This is a genomic window from Robbsia andropogonis (assembly GCF_034047095.1).
In the GTDB taxonomy this organism is placed as follows: Bacteria; Pseudomonadota; Gammaproteobacteria; order Burkholderiales; family Burkholderiaceae; genus Robbsia; species Robbsia andropogonis.
In genome coordinates, this window is record NZ_CP139166.1 from 745429 (window position 1) to 765138 (window position 19710).

General features: G+C 58.9%; 17 protein-coding genes. 10 read left to right on the forward strand and 7 right to left on the reverse strand.

Annotated elements, in window-relative coordinates; translation table 11 throughout:
* Nucleotides 1-19 precede the first annotated feature (19 nt).
* Genes SJQ66_RS08375 through SJQ66_RS08390 form a run of 4 tightly spaced genes read right to left on the reverse strand, consistent with a single transcriptional unit; the run spans nucleotide 20 to nucleotide 4889 of the window.
* Nucleotides 20-3106, reverse strand: coding sequence for a Tn3 family transposase (locus SJQ66_RS08375; RefSeq protein WP_320533707.1), 3087 nt, complete (start codon nucleotides 3104-3106; stop codon nucleotides 20-22).
* 13 nt (nucleotides 3107-3119) lie between these two features.
* Nucleotides 3120-3761 (reverse strand): DUF6904 family protein, encoded by a 642-nt coding sequence (locus SJQ66_RS08380; protein WP_320533706.1) that lies wholly within the window; start codon nucleotides 3759-3761, stop codon nucleotides 3120-3122.
* Between the two features lie 17 nt (nucleotides 3762-3778).
* Complete coding sequence (locus SJQ66_RS08385; RefSeq protein WP_320533705.1) at nucleotides 3779-4675, reverse strand: J domain-containing protein; 897 nt, start codon at nucleotides 4673-4675, stop codon at nucleotides 3779-3781.
* Nucleotides 4647-4889 carry a hypothetical protein gene (locus SJQ66_RS08390; RefSeq protein ID WP_320533704.1) on the reverse strand — a complete coding sequence of 81 codons (243 nt, stop codon included), beginning with the start codon at nucleotides 4887-4889 and terminating at the stop codon, nucleotides 4647-4649. Before SJQ66_RS08390 ends, SJQ66_RS08385 begins: the two co-directional genes overlap by 29 nt.
* Nucleotides 4890-5114: 225 nt before the next feature.
* On the opposite strand from SJQ66_RS08390, the gene SJQ66_RS08395 reads away from it, so the two are divergent.
* From SJQ66_RS08395 to SJQ66_RS08435, 9 genes are all read left to right on the forward strand, one after another.
* The gene (locus SJQ66_RS08395; protein ID WP_320533703.1) at nucleotides 5115-6794 is read left to right on the forward strand and encodes a site-specific integrase; all 1680 of its coding nucleotides are present in this window, start codon (nucleotides 5115-5117) and stop codon (nucleotides 6792-6794) included.
* A 121-nt stretch (nucleotides 6795-6915) separates the two neighbouring features.
* Complete coding sequence (locus SJQ66_RS08400) at nucleotides 6916-8784, forward strand: PEP/pyruvate-binding domain-containing protein (RefSeq protein ID WP_024905391.1); 1869 nt, start codon at nucleotides 6916-6918, stop codon at nucleotides 8782-8784.
* Between the two features lie 21 nt (nucleotides 8785-8805).
* Entirely contained in the window at nucleotides 8806-9978 is a 1173-nt protein-coding gene (locus SJQ66_RS08405; protein WP_253466055.1) for a hypothetical protein, read from the forward strand.
* A 25-nt stretch (nucleotides 9979-10003) separates the two neighbouring features.
* Complete coding sequence (locus SJQ66_RS08410) at nucleotides 10004-11110, forward strand: hypothetical protein (RefSeq protein ID WP_046154172.1); 1107 nt, start codon at nucleotides 10004-10006, stop codon at nucleotides 11108-11110.
* Nucleotides 11111-11118: 8 nt separating this feature from the next.
* A complete protein-coding gene (locus SJQ66_RS08415; protein ID WP_253466059.1) occupies nucleotides 11119-12168 on the forward strand; it encodes a hypothetical protein in 1050 nt (349 codons plus the stop codon).
* A 13-nt stretch (nucleotides 12169-12181) separates the two neighbouring features.
* The gene (locus SJQ66_RS08420) at nucleotides 12182-12766 is read left to right on the forward strand and encodes a dephospho-CoA kinase (RefSeq protein WP_046154166.1); all 585 of its coding nucleotides are present in this window, start codon (nucleotides 12182-12184) and stop codon (nucleotides 12764-12766) included.
* On the forward strand, nucleotides 12763-14436 hold the full coding sequence (locus SJQ66_RS08425) for an alkaline phosphatase family protein (protein WP_253466061.1): 1674 nt from the start codon (nucleotides 12763-12765) through the stop codon (nucleotides 14434-14436). Before SJQ66_RS08420 ends, SJQ66_RS08425 begins: the two co-directional genes overlap by 4 nt.
* The gene (locus SJQ66_RS08430) at nucleotides 14433-15215 is read left to right on the forward strand and encodes a TIGR01458 family HAD-type hydrolase (RefSeq protein WP_036012739.1); all 783 of its coding nucleotides are present in this window, start codon (nucleotides 14433-14435) and stop codon (nucleotides 15213-15215) included. The genes SJQ66_RS08425 and SJQ66_RS08430 overlap by 4 nt, the downstream gene beginning before the upstream one ends.
* A 37-nt stretch (nucleotides 15216-15252) precedes the next feature.
* Nucleotides 15253-16050, forward strand: a complete 798-nt coding sequence (locus SJQ66_RS08435) for a phosphodiesterase (protein ID WP_046154169.1) — start codon at nucleotides 15253-15255, stop codon at nucleotides 16048-16050.
* 341 nt (nucleotides 16051-16391) lie between these two features.
* Here SJQ66_RS08435 and SJQ66_RS08440 read toward each other — a convergent pair whose 3' ends face one another.
* Both SJQ66_RS08440 and SJQ66_RS08445 read right to left on the reverse strand, forming a co-directional pair.
* Nucleotides 16392-17018 (reverse strand): LysE family translocator, encoded by a 627-nt coding sequence (locus SJQ66_RS08440; RefSeq protein ID WP_320533941.1) that lies wholly within the window; start codon nucleotides 17016-17018, stop codon nucleotides 16392-16394.
* Between the two features lie 91 nt (nucleotides 17019-17109).
* Nucleotides 17110-17553 (reverse strand): hypothetical protein, encoded by a 444-nt coding sequence (locus tag SJQ66_RS08445; protein WP_024905400.1) that lies wholly within the window; start codon nucleotides 17551-17553, stop codon nucleotides 17110-17112.
* A 683-nt stretch (nucleotides 17554-18236) separates the two neighbouring features.
* Here SJQ66_RS08445 and SJQ66_RS08450 point away from each other — a divergent pair.
* On the forward strand, nucleotides 18237-18866 hold the full coding sequence (locus SJQ66_RS08450) for an LbetaH domain-containing protein (RefSeq protein WP_024905401.1): 630 nt from the start codon (nucleotides 18237-18239) through the stop codon (nucleotides 18864-18866).
* A gap of 44 nt (nucleotides 18867-18910) precedes the next feature.
* Here SJQ66_RS08450 and SJQ66_RS08455 read toward each other — a convergent pair whose 3' ends face one another.
* Nucleotides 18911-19705: an ABC transporter permease gene (locus SJQ66_RS08455; RefSeq protein ID WP_024905402.1), complete on the reverse strand. Its 795-nt coding sequence runs from the start codon at nucleotides 19703-19705 to the stop codon at nucleotides 18911-18913.
* Nucleotides 19706-19710: the final 5 nt, after the last annotated feature.

Sequence of the window (19710 nt, forward strand, 5' to 3'; positions counted from 1 at the left end):
CGAATGCTGCGCATGGCAGCTATACGTCCGGCCGTGTCTGTCCCGGCCGGGCAATCCTGCTCCACCACGCTGGATCGGCATAGAACGCGGCCAGCGCATCGATGTCGACGTTGGCACCGCCCGGCGTGAACTCGAATGCCCCGAACAGGTTGATGTGCTGCCAGGCGACGGGCGACATGCTGGCGATCAGCGCCATTGCGGCATCGTCGCTCGCGGCGCGCTTCTGCTCGTACACCCGCGAAAGCAATGCCGTGTTGTAGTGAATGATCGCATTGGCAATCAACCGCGAGCATTCATTCCAGATCTGCTGTTCAGCCTCTGTCTGCACGCGAAACCTGCCAGCGTTGACGAAGGCAATCGCACGGCGCAGGCGGTGATAGGCTTCGCCGCGGTTCAGGGCTTTCTGCACACTCTGGCGCAACCCGACATCATCGATGAATTCCAGAATGTAGAGCGTGCGGCACAGATTGTCGAGTTCCCACAGCGCCTTCTTTGTCTGGTTCTGGCGGGCATAATTGCTGAGCTTGCGTACGATGGTTGCCTGCGTCACATTCTTCTGCGCGAGCGAGGCCATGATGCGCTGGATGTTGGGCCACTCGCGGATAATCAGTTCGTCGTCGGACCTGCGCGACGGCCGGATCAGCCAGTCTTCATTGTAATGACCCGGCGGGTGACGGGCGACCAGGCGATCGATCTTTTTGTGCAGATTGCGATAGCGCGGCGCGAACTGGTAGCCGAACGTGAACAGCGTGAAGAAATTGACCTGATTCGTGCCATGCGTGTCGGTCGAGTGGCGATCGGGCTGGATGTCGGACGTGTTGTTGTAGAGCAGGTCGAATACGTAATGGGATTCGTGCTCGTGTGTGCCGATGATGGTCGCATTGGCCGGTACATGATTGGCGACCAGCGTGCTGGCGCTCACGCCCTTGTCCAGACCGAAGTACTTTGGCGAGTATCGGGCGTTGAACGTGTCGATCTGCGTTTCGAAACGCTGTCCATCGCTGCTCGAATGAATCTCGTCGCGGATGTCGAACAGCCGGAACGCCGGCAGGCTGGCCGTGGCGTTGCTGATCGCATCGTTGGCCCCATGCAGGGTTTCCGGGCGCAGGTAGTTCCTGGCGGCGGTGAGCAGGCTCGCGTAGCTCAGGCCCGAGACTTCGGCCATCCGGCGCAGCCCCATGTTCGTGCCCATGGCGACCACGCAGGCGAGTATTTCACGTGGATCGGCATCCTGGCGTGCGTTACGTTCGAGCACATGAGTGAATGCCTTCAGGAAATCCGTACGGCCCGCGACGAACCACAACAGATTGGCGATGCTCACGCCTGGCAACTGGCCGTAAAACGATCCGTTGACCGTTTCGTCGATTTCAGGGTAGAGCAGCGTCCACCGGCGCACGCCCTTGCGCTGGCCGATGTTGATGTGCGTGTTCTCGCCGCTGTCGATACGCTCGTTGACGCGTTTGAAGCTGGCGTCGATTGCATCGTGGAACATCGTCAGGGTCTGTTCGATGGGCGCGAGCAGAACCGGCGCGCCGATGTCCCTGAGCAGCGCGTCCTTCTGTTCCCAACGGACATCGCTGATCAGATCGTCCTCGAACCGGCGATACTCCGTGCTGTCCTCGCCGTACACGTCACCCGCTTCAAGCGCATTGCGCAGGAGCCGATAGACGAGGAATTCATAACGGTCGACATCGAGCTGTTTCTTCCGGCCCGGCTCCGATGTATAAAGATAACGCTGCAGGTTCTTCGGGATCAGCGCCACGGGAAACGTGGCCGGTTTCACCTGCCGCAGCGAGCGGCCATTGCGCAGCAGATCATGCAGGAATGCGATGGCCTCTAGGAGCGGCGCATCCTCGATGCGACCGGAGAACTCAAGTTCACAGAACAGGTGCCGCAGGTTGCGCTTGATTTTCGCTGACAGCGTTGCGTAGTGCGCCCACTCGAAGCCGGCGCGATCAAAGGCGACGTTGCGCAGATAGCCCGACACCGGCTCGAACTGCTCGCGCTCGAGTAGCGCAAAGGCCTGCTTTCGAACTTTCGAGAACGGCGTGCTATCCGCAATCGTCTCGTCGACGAACAGGCCCAGCACCTTGCCCGCGGCCTGAAGGCGCGAACCCGCATCAGACTGCGCCTTGAGCATGGCCTCCTGGGCTGCAGCGCGAGCCCACTTCTCGTACTGGCGAACAAGATGGATGAATGCATCGATCAGGTTGTCGTTGATCTGCCGGAACCGGTGAAACGCAAAGCACAGCAGATAAAGTCTCGCGACCCGCGCCGGCATGCGTCCGAGCTTGTAGACGGTGTAGTACCGGACGAGCGACGCGTAATACCGGCCACTCTCGGTTGAGATGCCGGCGAGCTCGAGAAAGCTTCGGGCAAATTCGTGCAGGCAGGCGAAGGACTGTCGGCGGGCCACTTCCTCGCGCAGTTCACGCCAGCTGAAATCCCGCGGTTCGCGCTTCAGAAGCGTGATCCGGTAGGCGGATTCGTCGGCCTGCAGCAGCGCGTCAATCTGGTGTGCGATGTCTGGCGTGAGCGCCTCATCCAGCAGTGCAGTGATGCGCTGGCGCTCGCTGGTCACGACCCGACCGGTCATGTCCTGCAGGATGGCGTAGGCCGGGGCGACGATGTGTTGCTGGCTCAGGTACTGCAACATCTCGCGCAGGAGGTAGACAGGTTGCGTCGAGCGCATGGCGATACGCTGTGCGCGACGTTCAAGGTCCTCGCGCGCTACGCTGTCGCACAGGCGATATCCGGACAGATCGAGAATGGTGTCCCTCAGGGCTCGCCGTGTGGGACGGGACGGCAGACTGATAGTAGCCGGATCTACCTCGGGAAAGTGCCGCCGCACGACATAGTCCAGATCCTCCCGCACCGCCTCCAGGCTGTAATCGAAGAACTGCCGCTTCGCCCGGAAGTACCCAAGCTGCAGCGTCAGGTGAACGGCAACAGGTGTCGTGCGGGAGTGGACCGCACGCGACTCCGGTTCGTCGAGTTCAAAATACGTCTGACGCTCCTCGCCGGTAAAGCGCGGCACGCCATAGAGATCGTCGATCTCCTGCCGGGTGAGGATCGACAGACGGTGCGAGCGCTCCGGTGCATGCATGGGCGGTTTCTGGTTACCAGTTCGGGTCAGGCCATTCAACGCCTTCCCATCGCTTTAGTTCGCGAGGTGATATCGATTCCGGGGTGTGCCGTCCGTTCGCAGGCGTGGAATAACGGTCGTACATAAAGTCGAAGCTCAGCAGCAGCGAAGCCAGGCGACCCGCCCGCTCGGCCTTCGACCAGGAACAGAACATGGCGCCCCGGCTGTCGAGTTTTTCGAAGATGTCCGCAGTGGGATCGATTCGTAGCCAGTGATCGACCATCGCTTGCCCCTGCGCACCAAAGTCTTCCCGCAATGCCGCCTCGATGACCGCTTCCAGCGAGTAGGTGATGGCCTGATGCCGCCTGGAATGGTCAAGGTATCCGAGTGAGACCCGAAGCATCCGATGCTGCACGAGGAGAACGGGCCAGAGAATCTCCACACCGTAGCGCACGCCCATTTCCTCGTAGCCTTCGGGCGGTTGCAGGATTTCCCGCTGCTGCTCATAAACCTTGCGCACATCATACGCGAGGCCTAGAAATGGCCCTTCTTCCTGCGGGATCAAGGGAGAGCGTTCATTGACGTCATGGACGACCTCGTGCAGCTCGATGAGCGAATGGTAGTCGCCGACGAGCAAAATGCCGGCATGATTTTTCAGCAACTGATAGTCAAGCACAGGCGTCTCCTTCCACATCAAAACGGTGCAAATTCGAACTCTGGCCTGGCGCGTACGAGCTTGCAGCGTTTCAGGTTCCTGACATCTTCGAACGCTGCAAGGTCCTGCTCGAGAGTCCAGATGTTGTTCTGGAATTCCCCGATCTCGCTGGCAAGATCACGCAGGACCGTATCGGGTGATATCGGGCCGAACGGATCCATCCCATACGCATCCCGGAAGGCCGATTCGACGTGAAGGATTTCCTGATCGAGTTCGCGCACCTGACCCCGCAGGATCGTGTTGTAGTGCTTCAGCCGCTCCTCACTCAGGCCGTTGAGCGCGTGCTGGTCAATGTGCTCGAGTTCAAGCTGCAGTTCCAGTAACTGCAGCAGATTGTTTTTCTGGTAGACCTCGTTCACACGCTGCATCAGACAGGTCTTGCGCTCCCGCTCCTGAGGGTCGGTTTCACGATCAGGATGCAACGCGCTGGCCAGTTTGCGGTAAACCTCGCGCAGGGACAGGTTGACCTGCGCCTGCTGCTCCTGTGCCCGCGCCTCGGCGGCCTGCTGTCTGGATGATTTTTTCCGTTTCGCACGCCGGGTATCGCGTTGCACATTCTCGCTTTCCCATTGCGCCTGGGCCTGCTGGAGATGGACCTGCGCACGCTGCAGCAGATCTTCCGGGGAATTCAGGTCTTCATCGTCTCCCAGGTCAACGCCGAACATCGTCTCGATCATGCTCTTCATCCCGTCGACCTCAGCGGCCACCTGACTGTCGTAGCTCTCTGGACTGTATCTGTCGTGGATGATCTTCATCTGCCCTTCGTCGTCTTCGCCGCCTATCAGCTCGCCCGCCAGATCGACAATCACGAGCGCCACCTTGCGGCGTTCAGCCTGGGTCAACTGGTCATGGGCCTGGTCGAGACGGCGCGCCATCCGGTGCCTGCAACTGTGCCGACGTTTTATCGAGGGGCAGAATTTCATCGACATATTGCTTCTGGAAGACTGGCGTCACCGTTTCCCAGTCGCGCAGGCGCTTGCGTCGTTTGCCTATCTGCCCGATCAGTGAGTTGAATGTCTTCCGGGCTTTTGACAGTGCTGACGGAGTGTGGTCGTGCGCAATGCTGATGGACCGCGATGTGCTGGTCATGAGGAGATTTTCGCTGAAGACAATGGAAGGCAATCGCTGCGCACATTTTACCCGACGGCACAGCGTCTGAATCGGTCCGTCGGTCACATGGAGGTGAGCGCTCTCGAATGTCTATCGCTAAGGCTTATTAGCGATAGACTTCTGTTTTATACTAAAACTTCCGTTTTGCAAAACGCGTCTCACCTGGCTGGCACACCATCGCGCTGTCGTATCTATAATCGAAAGATGCCGAACATAGACCCATCCTTCACATTTCCCGATACCCCGTCGTTATCCGTGCTGCGCGCGTGGTACGCTGGCATGGGTTCGCGTGAGGCTGTCGAGCGCTATCAACCTGAAGCGCTCGGGGACGGTACGTCAGCACGCGGCGTAATCGGCCGCATTCGCCGGCAGATCGTCGAATTTGCCCTCAGTCGGCATCGCGAGGATGTGGCCAGACTCTTCCAGTGTCCCGCGGATGAACGTGAGTCTTATCGCAAGGCGGCCAGCCGGGCGCTTGATATACTGCCATCGCTGCAGATCCCACAACCTCAGGTCTCTGACCAGGTCGACGTCTGGCTACCGGCACGGGTTGTAGCAGTCCTGCATCGGCACGGTATCCATACGCTCGCCGATCTGACCGTACGCATCCCCCGCCGGCGGCGCTGGTGGCTTCCGGTGGCCGGACTCGGCGAGCGCAGCGCACGCTGTATCGAAGCATTCTTTGCGGCTCATCCCGCGCTCACCGAGCGGGCGCGCGCACTGGTTGCCGTTACATCCCCCGAGGGTGTGGTGCCGTGGGAAAACATCCTCGTACCACGCGAAGTCGATGGTTCGCGCGGCCTTTTTCGTGCGCCGAAATCCATGTGCGCGCTCGAGGCCGATAACGACTGGCAGGCCATCAACGCGTGGCTCGAACGGCACGAAGCCCGTGACACGCAGCGCGCCTACCGCCGCGAGGCAGAACGGCTGCTGTTGTGGGGCATTGTCGAACGCGGCAAGGCGTTATCGTCACTGACCAGCGAGGATGCGGCGGCCTGGCGTGCCTTCCTGCGCCACCCCGCGCCCCGCGCTCGCTGGGTTGCACCCGCGCGGCCACGATCGTCGCCCGAATGGCGGCCGTTTACGGGGGCACTGTCGTCGGATTCCATCGCCTATGCGCTGTCGGTGCTCGGCGCCATGTTCCGCTGGCTGATCGAGCAACGTTATGTGCTGGCCAATCCGTTCGCGGGTCTCAAGGTGCGTGGTGCGCGCCGCAAGGGCAAACTGGACAGATCCCGGGCCTTTACGACTGGCGAATGGGAGCTGGTACGCACGATCGCCGACGGGCTCGAGTGGTCGTATGGCTGGGCAGTGCCGGCTGCACAGCGCCTGCGATTTCTGCTCGACTTCGGTTACGCGACCGGCCTGCGGGCCGCCGAACTGGTTGGTGTGACACTCGGCGGCATCGAGCATGGCGCACGCGGTGAGCGCTGGCTTCACCTCACGGGTAAGGGAGCGAAACCCGGCAAGGTGGTCCTGCCGTCACTCGCAAGCTTCGCGCTGGACCAGTATCTGGCACAACGCGGTTTGCCCGTCACGCCGTCCCGATGGGCACCTGATACGCCGATACTGGGTCACCTCGGCGAGCCGTGCGGCATCACCACGCCGCGCCTGAGGCAGATGCTGCGCCGGTTCTTTAGCGACGCGGCCGATGCCATCGAAGCCGACCATCCACCTCTCGCAGACAAACTGCGACAGGCCACGCCGCACTGGATGAGACACTCGCACGCGACACACGCACTGGCCGGTGGGGCAACGCTCACGACCGTGCGCGATAACCTGCGGCACGCATCGATTTCCACGACCTCGGTCTATCTCGACGACGACGAGGTGCGGCGCACGCAACAGATCGAGCATGTCTTCACGCGACGCTCGCCCGCGTAACGACTCGCCCGCCCTCCCCAAAGCCTCATCTGACAAGGGTTACGGATGGATTTTCCATTTATGGGCGTTGGGCACTTTTAGCCAACTTGCAGCCACGTCGACAACGATCCAAGGAACTGCCTTGACTAGCAAATATCACACTCTGCATGCACTCAGCAGTCGGCTGCCAGTGCCTGCCCTGACCGCTTTGTTCGACGCCGACTTCGCGATTATCTGGCGGGACTACGCGCGCCGCGCCACCGACATCGCCGGCATTCTGCACACCGTGCAACTGACGGCCGGTGCTTTTCTCGATGATCACATCGGGCGCATCAGCACGCTTGCCGAACTCGAATGGAGCGTAGCGGCGGATGCCCATCTGTTGATGCGATTGCGCGAGTCCGGTTTTGCCGACGATGCGCCGCTAGCGGTGCGTTCCTCGGCAAGCGTCGAAGACGGCGCAACGCATAGCTTCGCCGGGATATTCACCACCCGGCTCGGCGTAAAGGGACTTGGAGCACTGAAAGCGGCAATTCTTGACGTGTGGCGCTCGGGCGTCTCACGCGCGGCGGTGCTGGAACGCGTGCGCGCCGGCAATGCGGGGATGCGCATCGGCATGACTGTCATCGTGCAACGGATGGTCGATGCCCGGCTTGCCGGCGTAGCCTTCAGCCATGACCCGCTGACCGGCGCGGAAACGATCGTGATTGAAACCGTGGAATCGTTGGGTGAGGCGATGGTGTCCGGCGTGGAAAAAGGGGCGTCGGCCCGGCTGACAGGCAATGCCCTGGTCTGTGCGCCCGAACTTGAAAAGCATCGCACGATGCTGCATGCCGTCGCTGCACTGGCGCGTAGCGCAGCCAACGAGATCGGTGCGCCAGCAGATATCGAATGGGCAATGGACGATCAGCAACTCTGGCTGCTGCAAGCTCGGCCGATCACCACGGTGCGCCGGGTAGAAGAACATGGGCCAATGCTCGACTGGGTAGCCCTGTACGCATCGGATGACGATGCACTGCTCGCCTATCGCCCCTTGCCGGACTTTGCCCAATACTTTCGCTCAAAACGCAAACCGCTTGCCAACTTCGCGACCCTGCACAACGTCCCCGCCGGCGCGGCACTGTTGATTCGCGCCAATCGCGAGGGACTTGCCAACACCTCGACGTGTGCGGCACTGCTGGCGCATTTTGAAACGCCGCATGTAGTGGTCGACTTCTCGGATCGCGTGCGCCAGCAGATTCTGCCACGAGCCGCCTTGCTCGATCGCCTGAACGAATTGATCGGCGCCCAGACAAGCCGCTTCGTTGTGCGTGAGTTTGTCACTGGAGAGGCGGGGCTGATCACGCAAGCCTGTACCGACGGCTCGACAACCTGCGAGTGGTCGGAAGATGGCCTGCTCGCGATCAATCGCGGCATTGCCCGTACCGAGCGGGCGCGCCTCACCGATGATGCCGAAGGCGGCCCGCCAGACGCCGCGCTGTTACATCGCGTGACGCATGAAGCGGTGCGCACATTCGGCCCGATTCAGCTCGAATGGGTGCGCGCTGGCGGCCGCTTGCACCTGATTGACTTCTCGCCACTCGCAACATCGATCACGGTCGGCGACGACGACAACCTGCGAGCGATATCGCCAGGATTTGCCGACGGCTTACCGGTCGTGGTCGGAAGCGACCGTAACCTGGAAGAACTGAGCATCTCTGCAACGGTATCCATAAACGCCATCCCCAGTGCGGAATCGCTCGGCCCCGCGCTTGAACGACTTGAACGGCAACTGCGTGAGCATCGCGGCCAGGCGATCGTCGTCTCGCCGCGACCGTACGCGGCGCTGGCCGCCTTGTTGCCTTATGCACGTGGTTTCGTATTCGAACAGGCGTCGATGCTCTGTCATCTGTCGATCCTACTGCGCGAACATGGCATTCCGGCAGTCGAATCCCCCGAACTCTATCGTCTCGGCCTGTCTGGAGAACGTGTCACGTTCTCCAGCACTGCCGGTGCGGGGCAGTCCCGCTAATCCTCATCAGCGAGTATCTCCATGGCCCTTGATCTATCACTGCTGCTATTTGATTCGCGCATACCCGATGACAACGCAGAGTCACCGTTGGCAACGGTAGTCAACATTGAAGCGCCGAGCAGCCGCTGTGGTGACAACGGCCTGTTCTTGCACACTGAAACGATGCGTTGGCGCGAATTGATCACCGGCACGCAAGACACGCTTTCCATAGAGTCGACCCCATTCAATTTCCAGATATTCAATGCAGTGCAACGCCAACAAACACGCACCGCCCGGGCACGAATAAGCGCGCTGGATCCGACGCTCGCATCGGCAACGCTGGTGGTGACGCTCGCACTGGTGCATCATGCAGACCGGGTCAGCGTTTATCACTATGCTCACGAAGGCGAGACCGGTGCGCTGTTTCTGCATCTGCTGGATATTGAACCCTTCGCGCGCGACGCGTGGACCGCATGGTGCGATGTTGCCCAATCCGCCCTCGCCTGCGCGGCGAAGTCGCGTGCCCTGCTTAACGACGATTGTTGGTATTCACGCTGGCGTCCCGATATGGAGTTGGAACGCAAGTTCACGTCGCAGCATATTCCCGACATGTGGCAACTCGCTACCGAACTGCATGCAGCCATCGGTGCGGGTCACATCGACGCCGTAATCCTCGAGCTAGATCGGGATTTCCAGTGCTACGACTACGAATCTCACATCTTTGAAGTCACTGGCGACCCACGCGAAGCCGGCTATATCGCATTCATTCCCCAGGCAAATGGACTGATGGCCGTCAAGCGCAAATGGTTTGTCAAGAACGAGGAATTGCGTCGCGAGGATTTCAATACCGATCACGCAATCGCATTCGATGCGATCGAGCAGCATGCGCGCTCGCTGACCTCCGCACGTCTGCAACGTCTGAAACCGTTCCGGCGCACGCGTTTCGACGTGAACTGCGAATCGCTCGACACAGGCAACGGCTTCGGCATCTATCTCGACATTTGTCGCATGGTCGATGGAAGCGCCTCATTCGCACAAATCGAAGTGGAATATTGCCGTAGCCGCACGCTGAAGGCGTTGCGTGATGTCGAAAGCGATTTCGAACGTATCGCCACGGCCGTACACCAATTCCTTATCGAACGCGGACACCGGTTCCAACACGATCTCTATTCCAAGCTGGATTTCGCCCGCGAGGCAAGTCAGCTCGCCGCTTGACCGGCGTGAACGCCAAGGAATGTCGATGACACCCAATTCTGTTGCAATACCCGTAGTTTTATTCGGCGATTGGAAAATCCGGCATCAGGAACCGCTTGGACCTGCGGATCATATCCTGCATGCTGTCGACGCCAGTGACCTGCCCCGCGGCGCCATGACCGTCACTGCCGATCTGCGCGGCATGCGCCGGCTGCGCGCCAGTTGGAACGGTGACACTCGGGAAACGTCAACCGCCGCCGCGTCGATGGCATGCGCCAATTTCACGGCACAACAGGTTCCGCTCGCCATCGCAATGCTATGCGCGGACAACGTTCAGATTACGCATCTCGTAACACGGATCGACCTGCATCGCGTGGTGTTCGTGCAGCCAACGCGGCCGATAGCGCTGCTGCCTGCCACCGCTTCTCTGGCGCAGGCACTTGTGCTTGCCTTCGAGGTGAACTATCTCGAAATAAACAATTGGGAATGCCGCTATGCATACAGCAACGATACGTTCATCGAGCACTTCGAGCTCGATGCGGCCATCGATGCGCGCACGGTTGGAGAAGCTTGGTACGATGCGGTGGACTGTCGCCAATTCGCTTCGTTTGTCACGCAAAGCGGAGACGAATTCCAGCTATGGGACCATGACGTCACGGTGTGCCGCGCAATCCCGACCGGCTATGTCCACGCCGAGCACTGGAGCCGCAAGCGCAAAAACACCGTCAACGAGCCTCTTGCACAGCTACGCTGTATCGGTGTGCCCGGCACCACATTGCCAACGACGTTCGAAGCTCATATCGTGCCCCCTGTAATCGATGCTATCGCCGCGACAGTGGACGTGCCGCTTCAGACGCTTGGAGAGTACCGACGGATTGCGTTCTCGACAGCATGTGAATCAGTCGAAACAGGTCATATTTTTACGGTCATGTTCGAGACGTGCGTGCCGCGAGATGGCGTCGGCGCTCGCACGACACGGGGTCATGTCAGCTTTGTGAAAACACGCGGCAAGTGCGACACGGCAATCAATGCCGAACTTCTCACACTTGCGCGACACGTGCGGACGTTCCTCCATGCGCAGCAACTTGACTGTCTGCCCGCCCGCCCGGCGTTTGCTTTCCTGCAAGCCGCCCCACGTCATTCCACTCCATGAGGTCAGCCATGCCGACTGCCACGTTGTCCAACGGGCGTTACACCATTGCGTTATCCCTTTACGGCACCGACCCCGCGTTGGCGACGCGGTTGCGTCACTTCCTTACACCTTATTTCAGCGACGTCGGTGGCGATATTCCTGAAATCGACCTACGGCTGTCGCTGCATGACGCATCCGCGTTCGAACAGCGCTGGATCGATGCCTGCGTCAGCCAGGTGACAATCCGCGAAACCGATGCGCCCGGATTCACGCTGCGCGTGCTGACCAATCAGGGCGCGCCACTGCAATACGCCTGGGATGCCAATCTGCGCGTCGGCTACAGGATCGATAAGTCGCGACGCAGCGTTGATTTTTATGGCGAACAGAACGCTTTCATTCACCTGATCGAACTAGTTCGCTATTATGGGCTATTGGTGGAGCAGGCCAAAGGCAGTGCGATCATGCATGCATCCGCCGTCGTCGAGCGTCATGCCGGTAACGTGATCGCGATTGGGGGTGTCAAAGGCGCAGGCAAGACCACGACGATGCTCGACCTCGTGCAGTCCGGTGACTACCTCTACTTTTCCGGCGACAAGCTGCTGCTCGACATGGTCGATGGGCGGATTCGCGCGCGTGGATGGCCAGACTATCCACATATTGGCATCGGCACCTTGCGCTCGCATCCGCGTTTGGCTGAACGATTGGGTCTCGGTGCGGTGGCCGCCGACCACACAATCGCCGACACGGCGAAGCGGCTATGCGTACCGGAAACCATGCGTGCGGCGCTGGACGCCTGGCCTAGCGGCAGCGGTTTGCTATCGACGGTGATCCTGCCGGATGTGTCCGCGCCCGGCACGCTACGTACGCAGTCGCTCGACGCCACGACCATAGAACAGGCATTGCAGGCGCCGGGCCTGTTCGAATGGCCACATCGCTTCATCACCTCCACCTGGCATCGACTACTCGACCCCGCTTACGGCGCACTCACCGATACCGTGCCTCCAGCGCTCGTGGCTGCGCTAGAACAGGTCGAGTGGCTGAGCCGGACGGGCATCCCACGGCAATCCGTCACTGCTTGACGAGGAGAAATCGATGCCATCCACGTCACGACTCCGACTTGCCCTGGTCGCGCCAAGCGGGTCCGGAAAAAGCACCACGGCCCAGCTGTTGAAGCTGCATTTCGAGCGTGCGGGCAAACGCGTCGAGATACTCAAGCTGGCCGCACCGCTCTACGCTATACAGCGCATGTTCTACGAAGAAGCGTGCCGGAACCTGCCCGATGGTGCGCAGGACCAGTATCTGCTTGAGCACATCGCCACGGAACTGCGGGCGCTCGATCGACTGTCACTGGTGAAAAACTTTGCGAGACGTCTCATGCAGTCGGACGCAGACGTGGTGATCAATGACGATCTGCGAGATGACGCGACTGACTGGCCGTATTTGCGCCAACATGGTTTCGATGTCGTCAAGATCGTGGCTGATCCCGCTATCCGGTCGGCACGACTGACCGGACGGGCGGACCTGTCCGTGGTCGAGAAAAGTCCACTCGATTTGCAAATGCAACGCATTCGTGCGGACTACGCCTTGCCCAACAATGGATCAATCGAAGCACTGACGGCGCACGTCAACGCGTTCGCAGACTGGGTGCTCGGCCTCACCAACCGGGCTGCAGCATGACCCACGCCACGCGACTCATCTGGCTTTTGGTCGATGGCTTATCGTGGCGGTTGGTCGAACTGCGCGCTGGCAAGCGTACGCACTCGACGCTGACACGCAGCCTTCGAGCGCACGCACCGCGACGTGCGATCCCGTTGGCACCGTTGGCACCAAACTGTCAGACACCGCCTTCGCTATTCTCGATATTCAGCGGCGTCAATGCCCAACGGCACGGTCTCACGGGATATCTGTTACCTGCACCCTTGCCTGGCGATCCATTGCGGGTCGTGAATACTTTTGCTGTCTGGCCCCGCGATATCCCCATGATATGGGACCGCTGGGCCGAGGCGCAAACCCGCTTCCGCCTTTGTGCGATACCGTTCACCCAACCAGACCGACTCGGAGAGGCACTGTTGGGGCAGACACGTGTTTATGAGGGACTCACCGTCTCGCCCGAAGTTATCAGCAACGGGGAGCGTCTGTCCATGCTGCCGCTCGGCCTGGATTTCCTCGTCGAGGCAAGACAAGATGGGGTAATGCTACAGGGCGTCTCACCAGATGGGGCGATCTCGCAGTGGATCGCACTCGATCGCACCGAGCACCTGCCGATATCAGCGCACGTGCGACATGGCAACGCCTTCCCTGCGGTCGCGGTGCGTGCGGTGCGCATCGAAGGCGAGATCAAGCTGATCAGTTTCGGGTATTGCACTGTCGACGCACGAGGCCTGCCGGACGAAATCGGCACGAGCGCAACGGCCCCCCGCGCGTACATCATAGGCGATCCGGCGCAGCTCTATAAAGACAACCGGTTGGGTCGACGGCTGGATGATGGCGGCGACGGAAATGCAGAACGTCTGCTGCTCACACTGATGCGTGAGGTCCACAACAGCTTTGCGGCCGACATTATCGCCGCCGTACGTGCCGACGATGCTGAATGCGTGATTGGCTATTACCCGGTGATTGATCTATTGTCGCATCATCTACTCAAATACCTCGATCCCTGTCGCGCCGAACTTCCCGCGTCAGGTATCTGCGAAGTACTATTCGACATGGCGCTCGACTGGGTTGACGAACTGATCGATCACTGCGTCGCCGCCGCGCCACAATCGGTGCGCTGCATCGCACACTCGGATCACGGCATGACGCCAGTGCACGACGACCTCTTCCCGAATAGCTTCTTCGAACAGTCGGGCTGGCTGACTTACGACGAGAATGGACGGCCCGATCTTGCGGCCTCGGCAGCGCTCTTCCATCCCGCTGAAAACGGCCTCGTGCTCTTCAACGAATCACGTTTATCAAAGCAAGGCATTGATCCAGACATCGTTACCGCACGCTGGCGTGCCGCGTTACCGCCAAGGCTGCGCGATGGCTGGAACATGTTCGACGGTATCGATACCACGCCTCCGGCGCATGGCTGGAGCGCTAGGCACTACTGGCAAGCCCCGCCTGGCACACGCCTGCGAACCGCGCGCTCGGCGCACCTGCTTCAGCCAAGCCGTAAAGGCGGCGACCACGCAGTGTGGTCGAATAATGCGTGGTTGCAAGGTATTCTCGTAGACGTGGGCAGCGATTCGGTCAGCTTGCCCGATCAGGCAGCGCTGGCCTTGCCCGACATCGCCGCCCTCGTGTCGCAGCCGTTTATCAACCATCTGAGCGAGCGCCATCCTGTTCGCTGGCAGGAGAAGATATGATGCGTTTCGACACCTTGCTGTCCGACATCGACGGCACCCTTCTACACAAAGGCAAGGCGCTGCCTGGCGCCGCCGAAGCATTGAAGCGGATACGCGATACGGGTATGAAGGTTCGCCTCCTCACCAACACCACAGCCAAGGCACCCGCAGTGCTCGCGGCGGAATTGTGCAGCCTGGGCATAGAAGCCGCGGCGGCGGAAATCGAAACAGCCACTACCGCATGCGTCACCTATCTGCAACAGCAAACCGGCCAGCGTTGCCATTTGATCGTACCGCCCGACATTCGGCCCTTGTTCGACGGCGTAATGATAAACGACGAACGGCCGGATATCGTCGTGATCGGCGATATCGGTGATGCGTTCGACTATGCGACGCTCAACCGCGCGTTCCGGATGCTGCGCGATGGGGCGCGGCTCGTCGCATTACAGAAAAATCTATTCTGGTTTGATCGAGACGGCGCGCGACTGGATTGTGGCGCATTCATCGTTGGACTCGAAGCCGCGGCCAGCGTTACGGCACTGGTTACCGGCAAGCCATCACCGGTATTTTTCGAGAACGCACTGCGGCAACTCAACTCGCGGGCGGAACGTACGCTGATAGTCGGAGATGACGTGCTGACCGATATGGCGGGCGCGCGGGCTGTGGGAGCGCATGCATTGCTGGTGAAAACCGGTAAGTTCCAGGAGGCGCTATTGGCGCGGCATCGCGCGCAAGTAGATAGCGTGATCGACAGTTTCGCCGATTTGCCCGGCTGGCTGGCGAGTCTGGCCGCCGTTTGACGAACATGGCGTCGCACCCTTTCAGGAGCATCCTGCAATGACCACCATCGCCCAGATTTCCGATGTTCACGTTCGCCCCAAAGGAGTGTTGTACCAAAATGTCGTCGATTCCAATGCCATGTTAGCCGAGGCCATTGATAGACTTAATCGCCTTACGCCAGCGCCGGACTTTGTCCTGATCACCGGTGATCTGACCGATGAAGGCACCCACGAAGAATACGAGATGTTGCGGGAATTGCTGGCCCCGCTCAAACATCCTTTTGCCGTAATGCCGGGAAATCACGACGATCGTGATAATCTACGTCGCGCTTTTGCCGATCACACATATCTGCCTGTAGAGGGGCCACTGCATTTTGCGCTCGATATCGGTGACGTGCGCTTGCTCGCCCTTGACACATCCGTGCCGGAGTTACATCACGGCGAACTGGATCACAGCGATCTTGCCTGGCTTGGTCGTGAACTTGATCTCTGCAGCGATCGACCCGCACTTGTCGCGATGCATCATCCGCCATTCGCGACCGGCATTCCCTATCTTGATCTGTACGGACTACATGACGCCGAGCGATTCGAACACGTGATCGCCATGCATCCGCACGTGGACCGCGTGATCGCGGGTCACGTTCATCGCCTGATGCAAACGCGACTCGGCGGTGTGCCGGTCATCACCTGTCCAAGTACCGTTACGCAAATCGCCCTGCGTACCGAACCGGATGCGGAGCCAGCGTCTTATCTGGAGCCAGCAGGCTACATGTTGCACAGATGGGTGAAGGGAAAGCCCGCCATTTCTCATTTGAGCTACATCGGTCGTTTCGAAGGACCCTATCCATTCGCTTGATCGTTTTCCCAGCAGACATGGTGTCTTGTGAGAAAGCCGCAAGCATTCAGGAACACCACCGTTGCGCCAGTTGGAGGCAATCCATGGTTGGTTTGTCACGGATGGCTTGAGCAATGTGATGCTGGCGGTGGTGAAATTTGTGGAGGTATGTTTTAATGTATGCTTAAGTTTGTCTGTTAGTTGCAATATAAGTGCTTATGTTTAGGTCTTTTCAAATTTGATTACGACATGCGGAACATCGGCACGCGTCCCGCATACATATCTCGTCGTGAAACGTCAGGCCCAGAGGCCCTGCCCGACGCTTGATCGCAAGTTTCAGCGTTACGGCACATGCTTTGCCACTACATTTTTTCTGCCGCCACTTTCACGCCCAAACCAATAAACAAAACGCCCAGTGCTTTGGTAAGCCATACTGAAATCGTCGGACTTCTGCGCAACGTTACCGTCAGTCTTGCCGCCAAGAATACGTACGTCATGCTCGTGAGAATACCCACCATATTGCCGGAGATGCCAAGCGCAATAATGTGCAGCACGGCTTTCGGATCATGCGGCTCAATAAACTGAGGCAGAAAAGCGAGAAAAAAGAGCGCTACCTTGGGATTCAACACATCGCTCAAAAAACCCTGAAGAAACGATCGCCGTAAACTTTGCTTTTCCGGTTGAACATCGAAAAGTGTGATTCGCCCTTTCGCGCGCAACACACCAAAACCAATGTAAAAGAGATATCCCGCACCAACCCATTTCACAACCGTGAAGGCCGTGGCCGTGGCCAGGACAATCGCGGAGAGCCCGGTGGCAGCGCAGAAAAGGTGAACATATGCGCCAAGGTTGATGCCTACGGCGGTGTACAAACCGGCCTTGCGCCCCTGCGCGATGGTACGTCCCAAAAGTAGCAGCATGTCAGGGCCTGGGACGAGGCATAAGATCAGGCTAGCGATTAGAAACAGTAAGTACGTATGGAAGCCCATTTTGACCTTCTATTCTGAGATATGTACCATCCTCTGTACCCGGCAAGATAACAGTCTAGCTTTTCAAAATGAGGCGGGACATCTCGAAAGATTACGGTTCAATGTCGCATTGGTTGCGCGGCCTTCCCCCTACCTCGAGTCGGGAGCATTCACAATGCGTGGTTGTAGCGCTCTCACTGCTGTTAACAATCTGGTACGCATAGACACCGCGTGCACCATTCGGAAGTTGAAACTTTAGCGAATTCTCGGTGGCCTGGGTCGGCGTGATATCCACCCATCCGCTATTGGCGTTGCTGCTCCCATCCAACGGGCCGGCCACCGCGGTATCGTTGATCCGAGTGAGACGTGCCGTAGCAGCAGGACCGATATTGCCACCGCTGACTACCACCGTTTCGTTCGGTTGCACTGGCTGCGATGTCCAGAAAGACATCGCAGCCCCGTTGGAATCGGCAGAAAAAACGGTGCCGGACCAACAGACGAACAAACATGGCATTGCCGCCTGCAAGAATGTGACGAACGGGTTTCTACCGGACATTACATTACCTCGTTGAAACAAGCACACCGTCGATCTACAGGATGCCAAAATACGCCTACCAATCAGCGTCGAATCACAATGACGCGATAAAGATAAAAAATGCAAAAGCGCAAAATCGTGAACATACTGAAGCTGCGTATGACTAACTTTTTTTCACCATCCAGATGTCATTGCACCGAAACATCGATAGTCGAGAATGATTGAATAGCGGAAGTTTGCTGCGCTACAACGCGGCGTGCTTGAAACGAGGTGTATTGCCGGACGGCTCACATGCCATCCCGTGTGTGAAAATACAGACTATGCAGAACTACACGCTATGAGAGAAGGTCTCTGGCGACTCCGATATATGCGGCGTGCACGACATCTTAATGGTGACCACTGACAGGTTGCAAGGCATGGAACACCCTAGGCGTGGTACGACCACTCTCTTTGAATAGTGCATCCAGACCGCGCTATCTAGACATATGGATGTCATCGTTGACTTATACAGTACGGGACATTGATTACACGTTCCGCAGACGATAGACAAGGCACACGCCTTGATATTGGCAGGCCTGGAGAAGTGTGGTCCCGATCGATCATGTCTCGCCGCAGCGGAGCGCTGGCCCAGAAATGTAACAATGCGGCAGGCGCTGTTGCTCCGCGCCACCGCCACCCTACTAATGCCTTTCATTGCCTCGACCATGAACGATCTGGAACGTCTACACCCGAAAATTGCGGAAACGGTCGTCAGCGCAAGTGCGCGCCTGCGCGAGGCATGCATCGGGCGGCGCTGCGAAATCCTCTCCGACAGCGTTATCGAATACGCATCGCTCGGTGACTACTCCTACATCGGCGAGCGTTGCATCGTCTCCGATGCCGAAATCGGCCGTTTCTGTGCGATAGCGGCGAACGTGCGTATAGGCGCGCCGAACCACCCTACAGACCGGGTATCGCAGCATCGTTTCACCTACTGTCCCGAATACTATTTCGATGACGCAGTACGCGACGCCGATTTTTTCAGCTCACGCCATCGCGATCGGGTCGTGATCGGCAATGACGTCTGGATCGGCCATGGTGTCATCGTGCTACCCGGCGTTACCGTCAGTGACGGTGCGGTGCTTGCCGCCGGCGCGGTTGTGAGTCGTGACGTCGCGCCATATACGATCGTAGGAGGTATTCCAGCCCGAAAGATCCGGGAGCGCTTCCCTCCCGATATTGCGCGCCAGTTGCAAGCACTTGCCTGGTGGAACTGGACAGATGACATGATAAGGGAGCGGCTTGCCGATTTTCAGCATATGGATATCGAGACTTTCTGCGCTGCGTGGCGCTAACTGTCACCTGACCACCTGCTACGGAACATCGTTGCCAACGAACCTCAGCGCACCTCTGCCTTATTTGCACGTTGCTGATGCAGCTTCGCCAACGCGCTCATCGCAATCAACAGCAGCGTGCCCACGATCAGTACTGAAGCCGCCGCGGTGATGATTGGCGTAACGTTTTCGCGCAGGCTTTGAAACATCTGCAGCGCCAGTGTCCACTGATTGGGGCCGGCGACAAACAACGTGACCACAACTTCATCCAGCGACGTCGCAAAAGCAAATACGGCACCGGAAGCGATCCCGGGCATCGCTAATGGTAGCAATACATACCAAAATGTCTTGAATCGCCCCGCGCCGAGACTGCCCGCAGCACGCTCCATTGATCGGTCGATTGCGGAAAGCGCGCCGAGCACATTCACCAGCACGAACGGCAGTGCGAGCACGGTATGCGCCACCACCACGCCCGCATAAGTACTTGCGATGCCCAGCCTGCCGAACACAATCTGCATACCGACACCAAGCACCACCGCAGGCACGACCATCGGCAGAAGAAACAGTGTCTTTGCCGTTCCGGCAAACGGCAAGTGCTTCGCACGCAGACCCAGCGCAGCCAATGTACCAAGCACCGTTGCAAGCAAGGTCGAACCCGCTCCTACTGTCAGACTATTGACGATTGATCGCGCCCAGGCATCGCTTTCCCACAAAGCCTCGAACCAACGGAACGAAAACGCATGGATCGGATAGGTTAAAAAAGTATTCGACGTAAACGCAAGGGGTAAGATCGCCAGCATCGGCCCGATAAGGAAGACCATGACCACCATCGCGAACGCCGTTGCAAGCACCTTTTTCATATCCG

Excerpts from the sequence above, each read along its gene's own strand:
- SJQ66_RS08440 (WP_320533941.1), bottom strand. The coding sequence starts at position 17,018 with ATGGGCTTCCATACGTACTTACTGTTTCTAATCGCTAGCCTGATCTTA.
- SJQ66_RS08450 (WP_024905401.1), top strand. The coding sequence starts at position 18,237 with ATGAACGATCTGGAACGTCTACACCCGAAAATTGCGGAAACGGTCGTC.
- SJQ66_RS08390 (WP_320533704.1), bottom strand. The coding sequence starts at position 4,889 with ATGACCAGCACATCGCGGTCCATCAGCATTGCGCACGACCACACTCCG.
- SJQ66_RS08445 (WP_024905400.1), bottom strand. The coding sequence starts at position 17,553 with ATGTCCGGTAGAAACCCGTTCGTCACATTCTTGCAGGCGGCAATGCCA.
- SJQ66_RS08410 (WP_046154172.1), top strand. The coding sequence starts at position 10,004 with ATGACACCCAATTCTGTTGCAATACCCGTAGTTTTATTCGGCGATTGG.
- SJQ66_RS08455 (WP_024905402.1), bottom strand. The coding sequence starts at position 19,705 with ATGAAAAAGGTGCTTGCAACGGCGTTCGCGATGGTGGTCATGGTCTTC.
- SJQ66_RS08415 (WP_253466059.1), top strand. The coding sequence starts at position 11,119 with ATGCCGACTGCCACGTTGTCCAACGGGCGTTACACCATTGCGTTATCC.
- SJQ66_RS08395 (WP_320533703.1), top strand. The coding sequence starts at position 5,115 with ATGCCGAACATAGACCCATCCTTCACATTTCCCGATACCCCGTCGTTA.
- SJQ66_RS08425 (WP_253466061.1), top strand. The coding sequence starts at position 12,763 with ATGACCCACGCCACGCGACTCATCTGGCTTTTGGTCGATGGCTTATCG.
- SJQ66_RS08375 (WP_320533707.1), bottom strand. The coding sequence starts at position 3,106 with ATGCATGCACCGGAGCGCTCGCACCGTCTGTCGATCCTCACCCGGCAG.
- SJQ66_RS08435 (WP_046154169.1), top strand. The coding sequence starts at position 15,253 with ATGACCACCATCGCCCAGATTTCCGATGTTCACGTTCGCCCCAAAGGA.
- SJQ66_RS08420 (WP_046154166.1), top strand. The coding sequence starts at position 12,182 with ATGCCATCCACGTCACGACTCCGACTTGCCCTGGTCGCGCCAAGCGGG.
- SJQ66_RS08385 (WP_320533705.1), bottom strand. The coding sequence starts at position 4,675 with ATGGCGCGCCGTCTCGACCAGGCCCATGACCAGTTGACCCAGGCTGAA.
- SJQ66_RS08405 (WP_253466055.1), top strand. The coding sequence starts at position 8,806 with ATGGCCCTTGATCTATCACTGCTGCTATTTGATTCGCGCATACCCGAT.
- SJQ66_RS08430 (WP_036012739.1), top strand. The coding sequence starts at position 14,433 with ATGATGCGTTTCGACACCTTGCTGTCCGACATCGACGGCACCCTTCTA.